This window comes from Pseudomonas sp. 22072, from assembly GCF_052046095.1.
GTDB lineage: Bacteria > Pseudomonadota > Gammaproteobacteria > Pseudomonadales > Pseudomonadaceae > Aquipseudomonas > Aquipseudomonas paracarnis.
Genome location: NZ_JBQEQE010000006.1, coordinates 246,249 through 260,030, shown reverse-complemented (window position 1 = coordinate 260,030; position 13,782 = coordinate 246,249). Strand labels below are relative to the sequence as shown.

Sequence of the window (13,782 nt, the reverse complement as noted above, 5' to 3'; positions counted from 1 at the left end):
CATTCGTAAAAAGCCCTGGCCTATCCAGGCCAGGGCTTTGCGCTGTGGGCGCCGGGCTTGCCCGCGATGAAATCAGCCCGCGTCCCGCACGAGTTCTTGTCGATGACTCGTCGCATCTCCCCTGAGCGCTCGCGGGAGTGGCACCGGGTTCTCTGACTCAGGCATGATGTGAACCTGAGCCAACGGAGAGGCGCTATGGGCAGTCACGATAACCCAGCGGTTTCACTGGCCCTTCGTTCGTATTCGGGCCAAGTCGAATTGCACGATCACGACTTTCATCAGCTCGTGCTGCCGCAGTCCGGCTCCATGGACATCGAAGTCGACGGTCGGGCCGGCAAGGTCGACTGGAGTCAGGGCGTGGTAATTCCTGCCGGTGCTCGCCATGCGTTTCTGGCGCAAAAGGCCAATACCTTTCTGGTACTCGACGTGCCGGCCACGACGTTCGGCGGGCCCAAGAATCTCGACCTGTCGACCAGACTCCAGGCCGACAAACGCTTTTTCCCAGTAGGCCCGGAAATCCGCCATTTACTTCAATACGCCAGCCGCAGCGCGCCCTTGCTGACCAGTTCACCTCAGGTGGCGGAGTCCTGGAGTACTTTGCTGCTGTCTTCGCTGACGCTGCCGCCCGGAATCATCCCTGAGCATGGTCAGTTCACCCTGGCACGGGCACTCGCTTACATCGAAAGCCATCTGGACAGCCGGCTTAGCGCCACCGAGATTGCACGGGTGGCAGGCACCAGCGAGCGGCAACTCTACGTGCTGTTCGCTCGGCATTTGAATAGCACGCCTTTTGCGCATATCGCCACCTTGCGTCTCAACCGTGCCATCGACTTGCTGTGCGAAACCGCGCTGTCGATCACCGAGATCGCCCACCGCGTCGGTTATGCCGATCAAAGTGCACTCACCCACGCCCTGAAAAAGAACCGCGACCTGACCCCGGCCACGGTGCGACGAAGTTCGCGGGTAAGGTGAATCCGGCAGGCCTGAACAAATCTTCAGCAGTGCTCATCAATACCCGCCCGGCCGGACCTTTCTATGATTGCCCCACCGACAAGGATAAATCAGACGGGGCGTAGATGACCGAAGTGACGCACACTGCCAAAACACAGGTGTCTGTCAGAGCCGCAGCCTCGGCCACCGCCATCGGCGTGATCGCGGTGTTTCTGTGGTCATGCCTGGCGTTGCTGACCAGCCTCACCGAAGGCATTCCACCCTTCCAACTGCTGACCCTGAGTTTTGCCGTCGCGTTTGTAGCGAGCCTGTGCATCCTTGGCCGCAACGGCATGGCGGGGTTTCGCAGCTGGCGTCAGCCCTGGTCGGTATGGGCGGTCGGTTTTCTAGGGATATTCGCCTACCACGCGCTGTATTTTTTCGCCCTCAAGGCTGCCCCGGTTGCCGAGGCGAGCCTGATCGCCTACCTGTGGCCACTGTTGATTGTGCTGCTCTCGGCCTTCAGCGCGGGGGAACGGCTGCGCAAACGCCAGTTACTCGGCGCGCTGCTGGGGTTGGCCGGTACCGCGTTCATCATGCAACAGCGCGCCTCGGATGAAGCCGCCGCCATGCCGGTAGCCGGCTACCTGGCCGCCTTCGCCTGCGCGCTGGTCTGGTCGTCCTATTCGGTGATCAACCGCCGTTTCAGTGACGTGCCAAGCAGCATTATTGGTGGCATCTGTGGCCTCGTCGCAGTGGCCGGCCTGGTCTGCCATCTGGCGTTTGAAACCGCGGTCATTCCAAGCGCCGGGCAATGGGCGGCCATCGTCGGCCTTGGCCTGGGGCCGGTGGGCCTGGCGTTTTTCGCCTGGGACCACGCCACCAAGCACGGCAGCCTGGCGATGCTCGGCGCTCTCTCCTATCTGGCCCCCCTGATCTCGACCCTGCTGCTGGTGGCCATAGGGCAAAGCCATGCCAGCCCGATCCTGATTATTCCCACCCTGCTGATCATCGTCGGCGCCGTTATCGCCACCTCGAAAACAGGCCAGCCCAAAGCCGACATCACTGTTGTAAAGGAGCTTTGAGATGGACCTGATTGCCTCTGAAGGCGCCACAAGAATTGAACGCGACCTGCCACGGTTCAGCGTGGCGCCCACTCGTCCTGCGCTCCAGCATCTGGGACTACCGTCATTGAAGTCCAGCCGCAGCGGTATTCGCCGCCGCGCAAATGGCGAAGCGCCACGTGTGTTGCTGTTCGTGCCGCCTTACACGCGGCTGATTGAGCCGGTACCGCTGGGCAGCGCATTTGCCGACATCGGCATCGACACGTTCGAAGTAATGAAACGCGCAGGCACGCCCATTGGCCTGTTGCGCATCGCCACGGTGGCCAAGCGCGCCGGTTACGAGGTGCAGATCGTCGACGCGCCATTCGCCGGCTGGTCCCAGGAAAACACTCTGGTGAACGTCGATCAGGGCCATTTGGTCCGCTATGGCCTCACCGATGTGCAAATGCGCAAGATCATCGAAGATGCACAACCGGACATCGTCGGCATCCAGTGCAACTACACCGTGCAATGGGGCAACGCCCGGGCGCTGGCCGACCTGGTGAAATCCATCGATCCAAATTTGCTGCTGGTGACGGGCGGTGCCCATTCCAGCGGTGACTGGCAGAATGCCTTGCTGGACTCGCCTTTCGATTTCACCCTGATCAACGAAGCGGATCGCGCCTTCACGCTGCTGCTCGACGCGGTCACCCATGAAGGCGGCAATGTCGACGCGGTGCGGGGCATTGCCTATCGCAGCTACAGTGGCCAACTAGTTCGACCGACTCGCAAATCCAGCTACTTGAGCATTGTCCCGGCCCGGCAGGATCTGGATGAGCGGCTGGGCGTCATGCCGTTGCCGGATTTCAATTTCCTGAACATGAACAACTACTTGCAGCCCTATCATTCCTCCGGTGCGCGGGTGCGCAAGACCGGCGCCTGGGCGCAGATCTTTTCCACCATAGGCTGCAACGTCAATTGCAACTTCTGCTATATCCCCAAAATCAACGGCCCCTGGCGGGCATTGGGGCTGGACTGGTTCGACCTGCATCTGGCGGATTTGGTCAAACAAGGCGTGACCGAAGTGTTGATCGAAGACGATCACTTGATGCATGACCCGCTGTACGCTATGGAGGTCGGCAAGCTTTTGAAGAAACACCATTTGCCGTGGGTCGAGGAAGGTGGGCTGAGCCTGTTCAATCTGGTGCTGCTGCACAAGGGCGAGCGATTTCTGGCGGAACTTGATGAGCAGGAACTCAAAAGCCCGCACTACCGCAACGTCATCGCTGCCATTCGCGGCGGTCTCACGGCGAAGACGTTTATCCGTTCAATCGCCGACAATGGTTGCTACAACATTTACCTTGCGGTGGAGAGCGCCAACGAAGAGAGCCTGGTGAACTCCAACAAGTCGCGTTTCAACGCGATTCAGCAGGCAACCTTTGAGATCATCCAGATGTTTACCGAGTGCGGAATTCAGGTGACGGGCGGCTTCATGCTCGGCTTCGTCAACCCGCCGGCCTCGGCTGCCGAACAGCCGTTCATCGAAAGCCTGGGGCAAATCGGTAATACCATTGACTATGCCGTCGGCCTTATGGGCGCAGGCATGGCCTACGCCAACCCGTTTATCGTGACCCCGATTCCGGGCACCGAGATGTGGGCATACCAATAGCAGTATGTGGTCCGTCACTACGACAATGGCTGGTCTCACGAAAAAGCCACCATGGCCACCGAGCAATGGAGTGCCGAGGACATCGAAAAAGCCCGTATGGAATTGCTGGTACGCGCCAATGGTGCTGATCGGGTGCGGGAAATGGTGCGGCGCGGAACGTGGCCAGTGGATGTCTGATTTTTTACGCAGCCCTACTCGTTCAATGACTTCGAGCGAGTAGCCAAACAACCTCACACGTCAATTGAGCCATTTACACCATCAGCCTGCTTCTGACCGGTTTTTGACCTTCATCTATAGGTTGAATTTTCCTAAGCGAAGAGTGAGCAAATGCGCGGTCAGTAGCCAGTAATAGCGCGTCGATTCAGCGTGCTGGTTCACGTGACGGTTTAGAAACCATGCGAGATGCTTTCGCTGCCAGGTCCATGGATTATCTTTGTGCAAGCGATTAGAGATCTCCGCTTGAATGGTCTTTGCTTGGCGTAGGTGACGTTCGCGAATGGCATGCGACCCGGTGAGAAGATCCGCCAGGAACAGCGCCATGTCGAATGTTTTGCTCGTGCTCGATCATCGTTATAAGCCGATACCACGTCGAGACGACCATGCCCCAGTTCGTCGCTGATTTGTGTGCAGGCCTGCTGATGAAGGATGGGCGGGCAGGGCGGACGATTGCCCGTGAAAATCGAGGTGGTTTTCGGCTGGTATCCATAAGATTTTGACGGAATCCGACGGAACGCTAAAACGAAAAAACCCGCCAGAAGGCGGGTTTTTCGGGGGTTCCAGAGATTTTGAAAGCTTTCTTTGGAACCTTGTATGGTGCGGCACCAGACGAACGGTAGCAGTAAGCGGGGCTAGATTTTCCGTGGGGCTGGAAGTCGGTGGAAAATTTGGCGTATCCCTACAAGTAACTATAAATAAATCAGCTAGTTATGGATCTCAGTGGAGTCGAACCGGGACTTTTAGGTTAGAGCACGTTGTCGAGCTGCATATAAAATATCCAGAGCAGGATACGGCAAGGTAAACCCTTCAAGTTTGAACATTGCCGATTATTTCCCATGGTGAATCGGCAGGAGTCGACCAAAAGCAACTAGTCGGGTGTGTCTAATCAATCATGGCGATTCACTCAACGGTACACCTGCCTGCCGTGCAATTTTGCGGACGGCGAGTTGTAGTTCGAGCTTGCATTGATATAGATCTTTATTGTTTTCACGCCCATAGGCTTTAACACATGAAAAAGCAGTGTCTACAAAAAACATGCTTGCAATTCTGGTCATCATTATTGAGTAAGCCCAAGCTTCCTTTCCAGCCTTTATCTTGTGCTCGGGTGAGGCGTGCATAAACATAAGCCACATAAGCGTGTCCTCGCCAGTTATATGGCTTGCTCCGCTGAGGCGATGATAGCTTTCATAGTAATCAGTCTCGCGCCCAAGTGTTTCAAATCTTTTATAAAGCGACTTAGGCCAGTCACTCCCCGGATTGGATGTATCTACAGAGCATTGAGTTTCAATTTCATTAACGAATTCGTCTAATACCGTAATGACTTTTCTTCTTTCCTCTATCATAGTCGATATTTCTTCTGCGTCGGTTCCGTCCAGTATTTTCTGCTTCCACTCATTGAGCTTTCTATTGTGCTCATTCAGCCATGATTGGAAAAATTTTATTAATGTCCCTGAGTCGCCTCTTTCGGCTAGGTACATGATGTTTATTGAGCCTTCTACAACAACTCTAGCTAATGCCTCCGCACTGGCTGGCGAACCTGTCGAAATAGCAACTAGCATGCCTTGGACGTGCTCGTATACACGACCGGTCAGATTTAAAAGCGAGTGAATTCGAAAGCCTTCATTGTTGTTTTTTGGTTCGATTTCTCCCAAGTAGTCATTAAGGATTTTATCTGCTTTGGCACACGATTCAATGGCTACTGCCGACTCGATAAGGTTTGCTTTTTTATCTATTTTAAAGGCTTTTCTGAAGTTTGGTATATGAGGCATTGTTGTGTGTTATTCCTGTAGGTTTAATTAATGCATTTCTAAATGGAAGCGCTATTTAATTTTTGAGTGTAGCATTTTGTCGGCTGTCAGAAAATTTTTCACTAACTTTGAATCGTGTGTATCTTGATTTTTAGCCAATTCAGCGTCGTTAAAATTGCTTTCATAACTTATTAATGTTGGGGGCTTAGGCTCAAGAAGAAAACATGAGGACAGACCCCGTGTTTCCTAAACAGGCATTGCCCCTAGAAGGGGCAGATGTATTTTCGATCTCTTATTCGTCGAATCATCGACGAGCGAGGTCGGCGAACGCCTTAGGGGATCAAGAAAGGCCCTCCGGGGGGGCGGGGCGCGGCAAGCTTAATCAGAACGAGGCTTCTGGGCACAAGCGCAATCACACCAATCCCCAGAAACAACAAAGGCCCGCATTTCTGCGAGTCTTTGTTTTGTATGGTACGGCACCAGGCGAACGTTATATTTCGGGGAGGTTAGGTTTCCAGGCGTCCAGGTTTCGGTGAAAAACTTCGCGTACGGCAATTAGTTATTATTATGAATCAGCTAGTTACGGAATTGAGTGGAGCCGAATCCGGCCCTATTTTGTTTCATTAATATCTTATAACCTTAATGGCTAATTAAATAGAAAAATCAATATCAGCTATGTAAAAAATTCTCTCCGAGAATCGCTAGGGAGGAAAGCTATCAAGCTCGCACGCTGTGCTGTTTTTTGAGAAAGTATCGCTAAGCGTAACTCGTATAGCGCGATATAGAAGTTTTCTGGGGTTTTAGCTATATTTAGTCTGGCTCTGGACTTGCATATTCATATGCGTCAAGTCTATTTTTTGTTTTTAAAATTATCTAGGCTCTGCTATAGTAGGCTGATTAAAATGCTGCGTGCGCCAAAGTAAATCGAGGTGATTGTGCTGGGAGATATTCAAATTAGATCCGCCCTTTTGGCTAGGCTTGGTCGAATGTCGCACCGACCCAGCGCGCTAATTGAAGAGCTGAGAGTGCATAATGGAAGTGCAATAGCTGATGTGGTGGCTATTTACAAGGAGGCTCATTGTTATGAGATAAAAGGTGATGCCGATAAAATTGAGCGAGCAATAAGCCAAGCTGCCTATTATGATTTGGCGTTCAGGAAGATAACTTTAGTTACTACAGAGCGTCATGCGAATAAAGCTATAAGGGTTATTCCAGCGCACTGGGGAGTGATGATTGCCAGGGAGGTAAGTGGTGTTGTGGTTCTGCGGGGGGCAAGATCTTCAAAAAATAGCCCTTTTTTTGATAAGAAGACTGCTCTCATGACTCTCTGGAGGACAGAACTTTCAGATGTGGCCGAAGGGCTGAATATACAGGTTGCTGCAAAGGCAAATAGGGATAATATTTCTAACTCCATTGCAGGAATTATGGGGAGAGAAGAGCTTAGCCTTGCAATTAGCGCTAAGCTCGCGCAGAGAAAGCTAGGGTTTTTGTAACATAAATGTGATGTGAGCATTGATAGTCGGATTCAGGATGCTGCTAGGCGTGACTAGGGTACCATGTGAGTTGGCTTTATCGTTCAGGTAATTGTCTCCCCAAGAGTATGGTGGTGTCCGATAGAAGGTTTTTGCCACCAGAATTTTCGCCATATCGTTATACTGCTGGTTCCCTCGCGGATGGTTTTTTAAGCCGTTACCTCTAATAACATATTGAAAGTCTTCAAAGGCATACAGGATTTTGGGCGCAGTAACGTTGCGCATGCTTTCTGGTGGGATGTCGATTTCCGAGAAATTAGGGCTTACGATAGTATAATCCCCAAGTTCAATGTCGCTTAGTTCATGGTGGGCAATAACTTTTTTGTGTATGGCTAGTTCACTTCTGGGTAAAGAGATCTCATGCCCGACTTCAAGTATTTCCTTGATTGATGCCGGTATTGAAGAACCGGTTATTATTATTTTTGAGAATGAATAATCGCGCTTTATAGCGATGATAAAGTTGATTAGCTCTCCCGCTCTTTTGGTCGTATCACATGTGCGGCAAATCCTATTGTCTAGAATAAGGATCATTGATGTGAAATTGGGAGGGCATTTTCTAACTAATGTTTGTATTTCTACTTTGGTTGTAGTGTAGTGCTGAAAGTCTTCAGGCTGAACTCTTAGTGCTATGGTATCTGATTTAATTTTGCCTGTGATTTTGGCGTTGAACACAGCATCATTTCGTTGTGGTGTTCTTTCGATGGCGATAACTGGGATGAACGTGGTGTCGGAAAATTTGTCGATAATATACATGTAATTGTCTTGTCCCGAAATCGTTATTGCATCTGGGATATCGAAATTATCAAGGTAGAAATTTTTATATTCTTTTAAGTGCGTTTTTATTTTTTTGTGCGTTCCGTCAATAGATTTTTTTAGGGACTGTTCATTCAGACCTTTTTTCATCGGGAAATCAAAGAAAGGAGCGATAAAAGGCTTCAGCGTAGGATGCAAAACCTTTAGGGCCCCGATCTCATTAGTTTTGGTTTTTAAGAATGGAGTATAGTTATTCATGTTTAAATATCAAATCCCTAGTGTTATATTCGGACACGATATCGGAAAAGATTTCATATCGATTTAACTCGTGCCTAAGCATGCCTGCAATTATTGCTGGATGCAGTCCTTTTTCGTTTGCGTATTTTATTACGATCTCTCTGCGTAAATCATATTTTGGTTCACAGTTCCGCCATTCGTTTCTACTGACAAAAATTGTTTTGGTAAGTCGATCGGCTTCTAATTCAATTTTTTCGGTTGATGCTTCTTCAAAGTCATCTAGTATGGGTGTCTCTAGTTGATCTATGTGCAGGTGTATATGAGATAGCTCGTGCGTTAGTGTGAACCAGAAATTATCTAGTCTACTGTGTCTTAAGGTCATGCCAATGACAGGATGGCCAGACTTTAATTTGAATACAGCTCCGTCAAGCTTCATTCCTTTAAGCTGTTCGTCAAATATAAGTATTATGCCGAGGCTTAATAGCGCGGTGGAGACTAAGCGGACATTTTCAGGGGCGGGACTCATCCGAGTGATTTGATAAATTTGGTCAGTGGAAATCGGCTGGTATTTAGGTACGTCTTGCAAGTTTAAAAGTAGCTGGGCTGTATATTTTATGCGGGAAAGCCAATAGGAAGTAGTGGCGGTATTTGCATTGTTCGATTGTCTAAAGAAAGTTTCGCCTTTGTTGTCTGTGAGTAGGTCGCGAAATAAAGAGATGTTTTCACTACAAGGTGCATTTCTTTTAGTAGTTGATGCTTTTACTAAGCGGATAACTTCGTCGTGGGCGTTTAATGCGTTGATTAAAACCTTTGGATTTATTGTGCTTTCAGATGTTACTACAAAATCATCCTGTTCCTCATTTTTGTTGGTCATATTGCCCCCGCATATTGAGCGGCCTTGGCCTCTGCCATTTCAAAATAGTTCAGTTGATCTTTGTCTAAACTGGGGAAATGTTGCATTCCAATCCGTTCGTAATAGGTTTTTGCTTTTGGTAGTGAATGTAAGCTAAAACCGGGCCTGAGCCTCAATGCGTTACAAGAGTAGGCTATCGCGGATTTTATTAGAATGCTGCCAATTCCGCTAAATTGTTTGTTGCTCATTGGGTTTTGCCGATTCCAGGGAGCTACGGCAAGATACTCGATGTAAAAAATATTTCCTTTGTCAAAAATGCTTTGTTTGGGGTGGTAGATTAGACATGCCCCTTGAGGTTTTGAGTCAGCTGATAAGAAAAACCAATGATATTCGTCTGTCCGATATGCGATTGATTTTTTAAACCATTCCCAATGGCTATCCTCAAGGCTTAGGTTGCTTATTTCAGCTTCTAATAGATTCTCATCCTGACAATTGTCTCTAACGTGTCTTAGAAGTTTTATGTTGAACTCCCCCCATAATTTATCGCAAAGATTTCCGTGGGCGATGTCCCATCCATGATGGATTTTGAACTCTACTGAGCGGTTGTTTAGATCAAGTAGATTACCCTGCTGTATTATCTCGTCTTCATTAGGCGGCATTGCGTCTAATAAACTTCTAATTTCATCTAGAGTCATTATAAATATCCGGCTGAGGAAGCGAAGTCTTTTGATTCTGCTGGAGGGCTATATTTTTGAGGTGAATACAATTTTCCTAGTGCTCTTCGTAACAGGAGCATAGGTGTAGATGCAGAACGATTATGGCGGGATGTGAGTTGAATGTACTCTTTCTCGATAGCGATTAACGTATCGAAGTTTAATATTTGTTGTTGTATCGAGTTGATCATTTTTTAGCCTTTCCGTGGCAAACAATCGTTCAGGTGTTTCTGCTGATCCTGCTGAGCGTTAGCTAGCATTCTAGGTCGAGCGTACTCCACATTTTATTTGCGTGCCATGTTTTGGCCACCATTTGAGTCCGATTTGCTGGCTAGGGAGGCATGCGTTGCGTTTCTCAGAGGTGGGGGCGGATTGATTTTCTTTCGGTGTCCCCTCCCGAGTAAGATTTACATCCTCTGATCTATCGACAGGAGGACCCTTCGCCTAGAGGTTGATGCCAGGATTTCCCTAAGCGAAAAGCGAGCAAATGCATGGTCAGCAGATAGTAATAGCGCGTCGATTCAGCGTGCGGGCTCAAGTGGTGGTTCAGAAACCATGCGAGATGCTTTTGCTGCCATGCCCATGGATTATCTCGGCTCCAGCGTTCAGAAATGGCTGCTTGAATAGTCTTGGCCTGGTGGATGTGACGTTCGCGTGTGGCATGTGCTCCAGTCAGCACCCCAGCCAAGAAGATCTCCATATCGAATGGTTTATTCATACCCGGCCACCGATATACGCCGATACCACGTCGATTCGACCATGTCCCAGTTCATAGCTGATTTGTACTCGGGCATCCTGATCTAGGCGTTGGTCGAGTTGATAGCAATGGCCACCGTTGATGGGGGCGGGATTGTGGGTGATCTGCTCATAGCGCTCGCACGCATAGGCCGCCCGCAATTCATGGAAGCCCTTGAGGTTGTGCGTATGGAGGATGTCCCTTGCGGGGCGGACGATTTCCCGTTGGAAATCGAAGTAGCTCTCGTTCGGTGCCAGCAGGTTGCGGCTATCGTCGGGTGAGACCTTTTCGGCAAACCTCAGTGCGTCACGAATATGATCATCTACCGTAATCCAACGAGGTGCTGACGCGCCTGAACGGCCACCTTTGGTGCCGTCCTGGACGTTGATCCTCCCGAGCTGCTCGGCTTCCCGTTGCAGTCGAGGAAGGTCGGCCAAAATCGCCTCACGCAAACGCATACCGGTGGCTCGCGCTAACTGAGCGATGGCCGCTACGCGCGTCTGCTGGTTTTCGCAAAGTACCTCTACGATCCGCTTCACCTGTTCGCGGTCTTGGCCTTGCGGCACTGACCGACGAACAGCGGTGCGCCGCATTCCCAGCGCCTTACTCGGGCTCGGCACTTTCACATACTGATCACCGCGAAGCGCGGCCATGGTTCGGTTCACGCTGGACAATCGGTTTTGCGCAGTGGCGATACCGATAGCGCCTTGTTCGACTTGCTGCCGCAGATGCCCGGCATAGCCCAGCAAGGTCTGCCGGTCAATTTTTCGCGCATCGTTAAGCCCGGGCCCATCCTCCGAGCGACACCAGTGCACAAACGCCTGCCAGCGATCACTGTGCGCCTTGACGGTGCCGTAATGCCCACCGCCAAACAGATCTTTCAATGCCTGTGGTCCTGCGTAGCTCAGTTGCCGGCCATAGCCAAAATTGCGCCCATCTCGTCTACCTACCAACATGATCAAACTCCTCTCGAAACCAAACCGTTGAAGCCTTTCCCCACGTCATCCCGCCAAGAATGTTGAGTGTTATCAGGGATCAAGGCCCCTGCGACCTGTGAGGGTTGTCCACTAACGCGGGACTGACGGCTCTTTACGACCGGGAGCTTGGGCATCTCATGATCTGGCCTCCTGAACACTTCCGAAGAAGTGGGCGGGTAGAGGCTGCACTGGCTGACGAGACCGGAGCCGCGAGATTCTGAGTCTGGTGAAGGCAGTGATGCGATGACCGGGGCATGCCTGACTGTCAGTCAGGTGCCGTCCATTCCGTGGGCTGCGGCACCATCATCTGCATCGCTGTTGCTGGTGATTTCGGTGTTTGTCACGCCGATTGTCACGAGGGGGAATGCCGCAAAGCCTTGTACGAGGTGGGCTGCAGCAGCGGTAGGAGCGCCCGTCTCTTTCCGGGAGAAAGAGACGGGCGCAGGTTGGCGCAATGAAATGGCCAAGCGGATAGGTTGCTGCAGGGCAGCTATGAAAGGGGGAAGTTGCCGCAGTGGGCACACTGGTAAAAGTAGGCACCCATCACATCGCTGTGACCGTGCGAGCCGCCGGACGCTAATCGCACTTTGGGAGAACCACCACGGTGTGGCGTAGCCTTAAAGGTTCTGGCTACCTGGTTTGCTGTCAACGACAGCGCTTTGCCCGATCTTTTCTACGCCTGTGGATAATTTTGGTCAAGGCTCGAATTTTCGAGAGTTCTGCGGCTGTGGATGAAATTATCCACCGGTGGAAATCTATAGTTTTCCACAGACAATTTGCGTGGGCTTTAGATTTCTTAAATGAGGTCCATCCAAGCAGGGCGGCTTTGCAGCCCCGCTTGGATGGACCCGCGTGGAAGGGCGGACAACGGTGATCTCACACGTTTACCCACGTTTGGATGCGCCACGGCTATTTTGTAGGGCGGTAATGTTGTCGCCGACCGGGTGAGCGAATTCGTGGGGCGTCACATGCCCATGGCGGTTGGCGTCGATGTAGTTGCTCCACCACGCCATGATCAGCCTGCGCTGTTCGAGGAATTCGGCCTTGTGGATATAAGCGGCGCGCACGCGGTTGCGTTCCTTGTGACTCATTTGTCTTTCGATGGCAGCGTCGGTCCATAACCCGGACTCTAGTAGGGCGCTACAGGCCATGGTCCTGAAGCCGTGGCCGCACACGTCCTTGCTGGTGTCATAGCCGACGTTACGGAGCATGGTGTTCACCGTATTCTCGGACATGGGCTTCCAGTACTTGTGGTCGCCCGGTAGCACCAACTCTGAAAAGCGACTGAGGCTTCGCAGGCGCTCCAGTATTTCGATGACCTGCGGCGATAGCGGAACCATTTGAATGTCGCCGTTCATCTTGGTCCCACGTGTGGAGTTGCGTACCCCTTCAATCGGTGCGCGCGTATCGGGAATTTCCCACATGGCGCGTTGTAGGTCGAACTCACTCCATCGAGCGAAGCGCAGTTCGCTGGAGCGGACGAATACATGCAGCGTGAGCAGGGCGGCAAGGCGCGTCAGCTCACGGCCGTTGTAGTTGTCGATCCGGTGTAGCAGTTCGGGTAGGCGGTTGAGGGAGAGGGCCGGGCGATGGATTGTGCGCGGCGCGTGAATCGAGCCTGCCAGATCCAGTGCAGGATTCATGGTGATCTGCCGAGCCCTTTTGGCGCCGCGCATGATGGTGGATAAATAGTTCTGTACCCTTAACGCCACATCCATGGTGCCGCGTTCCTTGATGCGCTGGGTGATCTCTAGCAGGTCATGGGTATCGAGCTCAGCGATGGGTCGTTGGCCGATCAGCGGGAAGACGTGGGTGCGCAGTCGGCTCATCACGGTTTTTGCGTGGCCTTCGGTCCAGCGGCGGGACATATCAGCGTGCCATTCCAGAGCAACGGTTTCGAAAAGCAGTGCCGCACGCTGGGCTACGATCTTGGCCTTCTTCTTTTCTTCCATTGGGTCGAGGTTGTCGAGCAGCAACGCCTTGGCTTCGTCTCGCTTACGTCGTGCGATGGAAAGGGTAACGATGGGGTAATTGCCGATGATGAGCGTACCTTCCTTGCCGCTGGGCTTGGTGTACTTCAAGCGCCAGGTCTTCACGCCATTGGGTTTGACGAAAAGGTACATGCCGCCGCCGTCGAACAGTTTGTAGGCGCGTTCGCGGGTTTTGGCCGTGCGGCATTGCAGGTCGCTGAGGGGGATCGCTAGACGTGGCATAGGGGTACGCGCTCCTGACCGGGAAATCGCAGTACCCCTAACATACCCTCGGGGAAGGGGGATTTTGTTGGATCCCGACAGAGGGTCCTGGAACGAAAAAACCCGCCAAAAGGCGGGTTTTCGGGGCTTCCAGAGCATTCGGTGGAATGCAATGGAGCCTAA

At 51.6% G+C, this 13,782-nt stretch carries 12 protein-coding genes; 5 read left to right on the top strand and 7 right to left on the bottom strand.

From position 1 onward, the window contains the following. The first annotated feature begins 195 nt into the window (after window positions 1-195). The 4 genes from ACTJLA_RS09085 (at window position 196) to ACTJLA_RS09070 (ending at window position 3,819) form a co-directional block, all read left to right on the top strand. Window positions 196-972 (top strand): helix-turn-helix domain-containing protein, encoded by a 777-nt coding sequence (locus ACTJLA_RS09085; RefSeq protein ID WP_440841041.1) that lies wholly within the window; start codon window positions 196-198, stop codon window positions 970-972. A gap of 104 nt (window positions 973-1,076) precedes the next feature. Further along, window positions 1,077-2,015, top strand: a complete 939-nt coding sequence (gene yddG, locus ACTJLA_RS09080; protein WP_440841040.1) for an aromatic amino acid exporter YddG — start codon at window positions 1,077-1,079, stop codon at window positions 2,013-2,015. 1 nt (window position 2,016) lies between these two features. Beyond that, entirely contained in the window at window positions 2,017-3,642 is a 1,626-nt protein-coding gene (locus tag ACTJLA_RS09075; RefSeq protein WP_440841038.1) for a B12-binding domain-containing radical SAM protein, read from the top strand. A 6-nt stretch (window positions 3,643-3,648) separates the two neighbouring features. After that, complete coding sequence (locus tag ACTJLA_RS09070) at window positions 3,649-3,819, top strand: hypothetical protein (RefSeq protein WP_440841036.1); 171 nt, start codon at window positions 3,649-3,651, stop codon at window positions 3,817-3,819. A 929-nt stretch (window positions 3,820-4,748) separates the two neighbouring features. On the opposite strand, the gene ACTJLA_RS09065 is transcribed toward ACTJLA_RS09070, so the two are convergent. After that, entirely contained in the window at window positions 4,749-5,627 is an 879-nt protein-coding gene (locus tag ACTJLA_RS09065; protein WP_252949501.1) for a DUF5677 domain-containing protein, read from the bottom strand. A 914-nt stretch (window positions 5,628-6,541) separates the two neighbouring features. On the opposite strand from ACTJLA_RS09065, the gene ACTJLA_RS09060 reads away from it, so the two are divergent. Continuing rightward, on the top strand, window positions 6,542-7,099 hold the full coding sequence (locus ACTJLA_RS09060; protein ID WP_163034892.1) for a sce7726 family protein: 558 nt from the start codon (window positions 6,542-6,544) through the stop codon (window positions 7,097-7,099). Here ACTJLA_RS09060 and ACTJLA_RS09055 read toward each other — a convergent pair. From ACTJLA_RS09055 to ACTJLA_RS09030, 6 genes are all read right to left on the bottom strand, one after another. Continuing rightward, a complete protein-coding gene (locus ACTJLA_RS09055) occupies window positions 7,085-8,149 on the bottom strand; it encodes a beta family protein (RefSeq protein ID WP_440841034.1) in 1,065 nt (354 codons plus the stop codon). The genes ACTJLA_RS09060 and ACTJLA_RS09055 overlap by 15 nt on opposite strands. Further along, window positions 8,142-9,002: an ImmA/IrrE family metallo-endopeptidase gene (locus ACTJLA_RS09050; RefSeq protein WP_122764513.1), complete on the bottom strand. Its 861-nt coding sequence runs from the start codon at window positions 9,000-9,002 to the stop codon at window positions 8,142-8,144. The genes ACTJLA_RS09055 and ACTJLA_RS09050 overlap by 8 nt, the downstream gene beginning before the upstream one ends. Then, entirely contained in the window at window positions 8,999-9,676 is a 678-nt protein-coding gene (locus ACTJLA_RS09045; RefSeq protein ID WP_122764514.1) for an N-acetyltransferase, read from the bottom strand. The genes ACTJLA_RS09050 and ACTJLA_RS09045 overlap by 4 nt, the downstream gene beginning before the upstream one ends. Before the next feature lie 439 nt (window positions 9,677-10,115). Continuing rightward, entirely contained in the window at window positions 10,116-10,412 is a 297-nt protein-coding gene (locus ACTJLA_RS09040; protein WP_314545627.1) for a hypothetical protein, read from the bottom strand. Next, window positions 10,409-11,389 (bottom strand): integrase domain-containing protein, encoded by a 981-nt coding sequence (locus ACTJLA_RS09035; protein ID WP_440841061.1) that lies wholly within the window; start codon window positions 11,387-11,389, stop codon window positions 10,409-10,411. The genes ACTJLA_RS09040 and ACTJLA_RS09035 overlap by 4 nt, the downstream gene beginning before the upstream one ends. 902 nt (window positions 11,390-12,291) lie before the next feature. After that, window positions 12,292-13,620: a tyrosine-type recombinase/integrase gene (locus ACTJLA_RS09030; protein WP_440841031.1), complete on the bottom strand. Its 1,329-nt coding sequence runs from the start codon at window positions 13,618-13,620 to the stop codon at window positions 12,292-12,294. Between the last annotated feature and the right edge of the window lie 162 nt (window positions 13,621-13,782).